This window comes from Flavobacterium collinsii (genome assembly GCF_902804485.1).
Lineage (GTDB): Bacteria > Bacteroidota > Bacteroidia > Flavobacteriales > Flavobacteriaceae > Flavobacterium > Flavobacterium collinsii.
Map to the genome: position 1 here is coordinate 1 of NZ_CADCST010000161.1, position 6353 is coordinate 6353.

At 31.8% G+C, this 6353-nt stretch carries 2 protein-coding genes; both read left to right on the plus strand.

Going from position 1 to position 6353, the window contains the following annotated elements:
* The first annotated feature begins 45 nt into the window (after positions 1-45).
* A complete protein-coding gene (locus FLA105534_RS22800) occupies positions 46-4263 on the plus strand; it encodes an amino acid adenylation domain-containing protein (protein ID WP_246253298.1) in 4218 nt (1405 codons plus the stop codon).
* A gap of 358 nt (positions 4264-4621) precedes the next feature.
* Positions 4622-6238, plus strand: a complete 1617-nt coding sequence (locus FLA105534_RS22805; RefSeq protein WP_173968376.1) for an MBL fold metallo-hydrolase — start codon at positions 4622-4624, stop codon at positions 6236-6238.
* Positions 6239-6353 lie beyond the last annotated feature (115 nt).

The following is a 6353-nucleotide window of genomic DNA, read 5'->3' on the forward strand; positions in this document are numbered from 1 at the left end:
CCGCGCACTGATACTGAAAAGCAACTGACAGAGATTTGGCAGAATTTGCTTGGAGTAGAGAAAGTAGGTATTTATGATAATTTCTTTGAGCTGGGAGGTGATTCTATTATTTCTATTAGATTGATCTCAAAAATAAATGAAACTTTCAATCAACGAATTCAATTACGAGATCTTTTTAGATATAGCAATATAGAGCGGTTTTCAGCTTTAGTATTAAATAGTGATCAATATGATAATAAGATAGAACAACTTTACAAAACAGTTGAGTCTGAAATAATATCGTTGCGATTATCAGTTATGAATTCTATCGCGAATTCAGATTTGGTAGAAGATATTTATCCTATGACTGATGTTCAGCAAGGGATGATTATGGAATCCTTGGTGGATCCAAGTTTAGGAGTTTTTCATGATCAGATGTTGTTTCCTTTTCAGGATGGCTCTTTCGATCTTGCTAAGTTTAATAAAGCGATTTCATTATTAATTGAGAAACATTCAATATTTCGTACAAGTTTTAATTTTTCAGATTATGATCAACCCATTCAGATTGTATCTAAGAGAGTTTACTTTGATATAAAACAAATAGACTTAAGTCTATTTGATAAAGAGAATCAGGAAAGGAAAATTGAAGAATTTTTGATATCAGAGCGAGCTATTCCTTTTGATATTCAGGAAGGCTCCTTATATCGTTTTAGTATTTTTAATATAGATAATAGTCATAAGGTATTTGTTTACCAGTTTCATCATTCTATTATGGATGGCTGGAGTGTTGCCTCATTTATTACCGAACTTTACAAGACTTACTTTGAATTAAAAAAAGGGAACGATTCTTTTTTTACTACTTCACTGGCTTGCAGCCAACGTGATTTTATCATCAAGGAATTGATCGCTAAACAAGATGTTGATGCAATTTCCTTCTGGAAAGAAGAGTTGTCAGGATATAAGTATTTGGATATTTTTTCGGAGGAAACAGAAATAACAGAGTATTATACAAAACAATATGATCTTTCTTTTTTGAATGCTCTAAAGAAACAATGTAAAGATCATAATTTAACACTCAAAAGCGTATTGTTCGGAGCTTATATTTATGCTTTGCAGATGTTTACCTATGAAAAAGAGCTTACAGTTGGACTGGTGGCAAATAATCGTCCCTCGATTAAAGATGGAGATAAAGTTTTGGGGTGTTTTTTAAATACTTTACCAGTACGATATGTTTTTGAATCGGAAAAAAGCTGGTTGTCGTATTTTGAAAGCATCGAAAAAAAGATGAACGAAATAAATCTCTATGGTCATTTGACTTTTTTTGAGATTAAACGTCTTATCGGGATAGATAGAGATGATTCCTTTTTTGATGTCTTATTCAACTATATTGATTTCCATGTTTATAATGATATCATTTTGGAAGATACTTCGACAAATATTCCAGTCTCCAATGATGATGTAGAAAGTAACAAGGGATTAAAAACGACTTCTTTTGAGCGAACCAGCTCGAGTTTAAATTTGACAGTAAATTTAACTGGAGGAATGGGAGTTGAGTTTCAATATGCTTTGCATAAGAACTTCAAGTCAGAACTATCTTTAGAACGTTTTCATACATATCTGGATAGTATTTTAAATTGCTTTACTGATAAGCTTGATAGCCATGTAAGTGTGGGCTTAATTTTGCAGGAAAAGGAGTTCCACCAGTTATTGTATTCATTTAATGATACGACAGTTGCTTATCCAAAAGATAAGACATTGGTTGATTTGTTTGAAGAACAGGTGAAGAAGACTCCTGCTGCTATAGCTGTTGTTTACGAAGGAGCAGAGTTAAGTTATAAAGAATTAGATGAGAAGTCAAATCAGCTTGCAAATTATTTATTAACTACTATCTCAATTAATTCGCAGTGTTTAATTGGGGTTGTTTTGGAACGCAGTGATTGGTTAATAATATCATTTTTAGCTATACTAAAAACAGGATCTGTGTATGTTCCTATAGATCTTAATTACCCTGAGGAAAGAAAAGAATATATAAAGAAAGACAGTGGTTGTAGTATAATTATAGATGATTTATATCTGAGTTTATTCAAAGATACTATTTCCGATTATGCAGTTGCTTTACCGCGTATTGTTATAAAGTCAGATGATCTGGCTTATGTTATTTATACTTCGGGAAGTACAGGGCAACCTAAAGGAGTGATGATTGAACATAAAAATTTAATTCATTTATGTTTATGGCACAAGAGAATGTATGCTGTTACTGCAAAAAGTAGAAGTTCTTTGTTTTCAGGAATTGGTTTTGATGCAAGTATTTGGGAAATTTGCCCATATTTAGTTTCAGGAGCCAGTCTATATCCTATTTCAGATAAAATACGATATGATTTGGATCAATTCTCCAAGTTTGTGCTTGAGAATTCTATTAGCCATAGTTACATACCAACTTCATTATGTGAAAGTATTATAGAACAAGAAATTTCCTTACCAAATCTTGTTGTTTTAACAGGAGGAGATGTGTTACGTTTAAATAAACAGGTTAATATTGATATTTATAATAATTATGGACCAACAGAGAGTACAGTAGTTGCAACCACTTATAAAGTAGCTAGTACTCCACTAACTAAAATTCCTATTGGAAAACCAATAGATAATACTATGGTTTATATCATGGATGAAGCTCACCATCTTTTGCCAATTGGTGTAATTGGGGAGCTATGTATAGGAGGGGCAGGTGTTGCTCGTGGTTATCTGAACAAAGAAGAATTAACCAGGGAGAAGTTTATCTCGAATCCTTTTATTGAAGGGGATAGAATTTATAAGACTGGAGATTTAGCACGTTGGTTGCCTGATGGCAATCTTGAGTTTATCGGTAGGAAGGATGATCAGGTTAAGATTCGTGGTTATCGAATAGAGCTTGGTGAAATCGAGAATGTATTGTCATCGATAGCAGGAATCATTCATTGTTGTGTATTGGCCAAAGAGGATTCAAATGATACCAAACGTTTGATTGGTTATGTTGTTGCTGAAGGCAAGCTGGACAGGGCTGCTTTACAGGAACAGTTGAAATTAAGTTTACCGGAGTATATGGTTCCTATGATTTGGGTTGAGTTGGCAGAGCTGCCGTTGACGTCAAACGGAAAGCTGGACAGAAAAGCTTTGCCGGATCCTGATAGTTCAGATTTGTCTACAAAAGAGTATATTGCTCCGCGTACAGAGACTGAAGGTAAACTAGCTCAAATTTGGCAGAATTTGTTGGGAGTAGAAAAAGTAGGAGTTTATGATAACTTCTTTGAATTGGGTGGTCATAGTTTACTGGTCGTAAAATTAGTTGCTACTATTAATAAATTGCTCAATACTAACATAAACATTATTGATATATTTAAATATCCAACTATATATAATTTTGTTGAGAATATGAATTCATTGCTTTCTTATAAAAATGATATTATGATACCATTACAGGAAGCAGGAAATAAAAAAGAGATCTTTTTAGCTCCTCCCGGAAGTGGAACAATAAACTCTTATATACAATTAGTGAAGCTATTAGGAGAAGATCAACCAGTTTATGCATTTCAATCCCCTGGTTTGGATGGAAAATCACCAATTTCAAAATCTATTGAAGAGATGGCTTCCACATTTATTATAGAAATGCAAAAATTAAATCCAAGCGGACCTTATAGACTAGGGGGATATTCTTTTGGAGGAATTGTTGCTTATGAAATGGCATCACAATTATTAAATGACGGTTTTGATGTTGAAGAATTATTAATTTTTGATAGCTCCCCTTTAGAATTTAGTTTTCCAAAAGATGAAAACATAGATCAAGAAGAAGTATATAGAGATTTGTTAAAAAAACTAGTACATGCAATACTAGGAAAAGATTTTACTTCTTCTGATTTAGTTCTCGAAGATAAAACAAAGGAAGAGCAAATTACGCAGGTGAGTAAATTATTAAACAACTCAAAATTTAAAATAAGTGAGGAGGATATAAGAGGGCATTTGGAAGTTAATATCTGTAATAAAAATTATAATTATTTGCCTCGGGAAGAAAAATTAGACATATCAATTGTTTTATTTAGAGCAATGTATGTATTAAGTGAAGGAGAAAATGAAAAGGAAATAAATTTGGTTCAAAATGATAATGAAGAATTTGATTATGGATGGCAAAGGTATACTACTAAAGAGGTAATTGTACACAATATTCCTTCTACCCACTTAAATATGTTAGATAATATTCATAGCAAACAAGTGTGTGATATTTTGATTGATTTAAATAAACTTGTCTTATAACTACATATTAAATAAAAAAAAAGAAATGAAAATATAAAAATAGAAATGTAACTGAAATGGAGTTTCTTTAATAAAAGAAACTCCAAAAACCAAACCTCTGGACTGAAAGTGCAGAGGTTTGGTTCTACGAGAGACTGAAAGTCTCTCTATTTTAAACTTAGATAAAAACTCTAAAAACTGATATCAGCTCAATTTAAAAACTAGTATTTTTATATTCTTTCATATTACTAAAGTACTGCAATAAATTGCAGGGTTTTAAACCCCGATCTGAGACCAATAAAGTACAGTATTACAACTATAAAGGCTACTTCTAATATAAGAATACCTTATCTAAAAATTATATAAATAAATTACAAAAATGAATAATCAGAAATTATTTTTAAAGCCTAATGTGGTAATTGAACCGTTGTTTAATAATTGGTATGCGTGGAGTCATTTGATTTCTCCTGCCACTAGTGCAATGAATATAACCGGTCGAAATTTAAAAATCATGAACTCTTATATTCAGGCACCCTCTGCCCATGCAGCTGCAGTAAAAAACCCAAAAATGTTAGGAGGTCCCTTTATTGATTACGAAGGAAAAAGGGTAGATGAAATTCAAAAATTAAAAGAAGAAACCTTGGAGAAGCAGAAGGATATGATCGCTTTTAGTGAAGCAATAAATACACTGGATGCTCTTTTAAAAAATAAAGCAAAGGGCTATTCTTTAGATCCTTTATATGAGGAAGTACCTGAAATACTTAAAGGATATGTAGAGCTTTATTACGATTTAAATAATCAATCTTCTTTTCGCTTTTTTGAGCCTCTTTTGTATCATAGCAAATTTTACAACCCTGATTCGCAAAGTATATTGTTGTGGTTGACAGAAAATGATGAACGTCCTTTTGTTTTAAGTACACCACGTTTAGCAGATGCAGATAAAATTCACTTAGATATTCCGTTTAACCATAAAGGTTTAGACGAGTTGAGCAAGATGAAAAAAAATCCTGGTGATGTAAATTCTATTAAACAACTATTAGGAATAAGTAATGAACAAGAGCACCTTTTTGACTCTTTTTTTACGACTGAAGCTCCAAAAGAATATGAAAAATATCAAGGAGATAAGGTAAGAATGAGATACTTTGGACATGCTTGTATTCTTGTAGAAACGAAAGATATTAGTATAATGCTGGATCCAGTAATAAGCTATTACGGTTATAACCAAGAAATAGAAAGGTTTTCAGATATGGATTTACCGGAAACGATTGATTATGTACTTATTACCCATAATCATCAGGATCATATTTTGTTTGAAACATTAATTCCCCTGCGCCATAAAATTAAGAATATAGTTGTACCAAGATCATCTAACGGTGCTCTGCAAGATCCAAGTATAAAATTGATGTTGAATGCTCTAGGTTTTTATAATGTTATAGAAATTGATGAAATGGAAGCCATTAAGTTTAGTGATTGTGTGATTACTGGTGTTCCTTTTGTAGGAGAACATTCAGATTTAAATATACAAGCAAAAATATGTCATCATGTTAGTGTAGGGGATTTTAGAATGCTTTTTGTTGCAGACTCATGTAATATTGAATCAAGGCTCTATCAACATGTTCAGGAAATATTAGGAGATGTAGATGTATTATTTTTGGGAATGGAGTGTGATGGAGCTCCTTTGTCATGGCTTTATGGACCATTATTAACAGAAAGTTTAGCTAGAGATAAAGATCTCTCACGGAGGTTAGCTGGCTCAAATTTTGAAAGAGGAAAAGGACTAATCAATGCTTTTAATGCAAAAGAAGTTTACGTTTATGCTATGGGACAGGAGCCGTGGTTGGAGTTTATTAGCAGTATTAAATATACAGATGAATCGAATCCAATTGTCCAATCCAATAAACTTATTGACTATTGTAGAGAAAGAGATATCATTTCAGAAAGATTATTCGGTGAAAAAGAAATTTTTTACAATCACTCTCCTAAAAGTATAATTTAAATAATTTAGGACTTTAAAAGTTTTTAATTCATATACTTTATTAGAAATTGGTTAGTGTTTCAGAGTTAGTGATATAAGATTTTTTATTTCTAACATATTGAAATAGAGTGAATAT

Coding starts and splice junctions, on each gene's coding strand:
- FLA105534_RS22805 (WP_173968376.1), top strand. CDS start 4,622: ATGAATAATCAGAAATTATTTTTAAAGCCTAATGTGGTAATTGAACCG.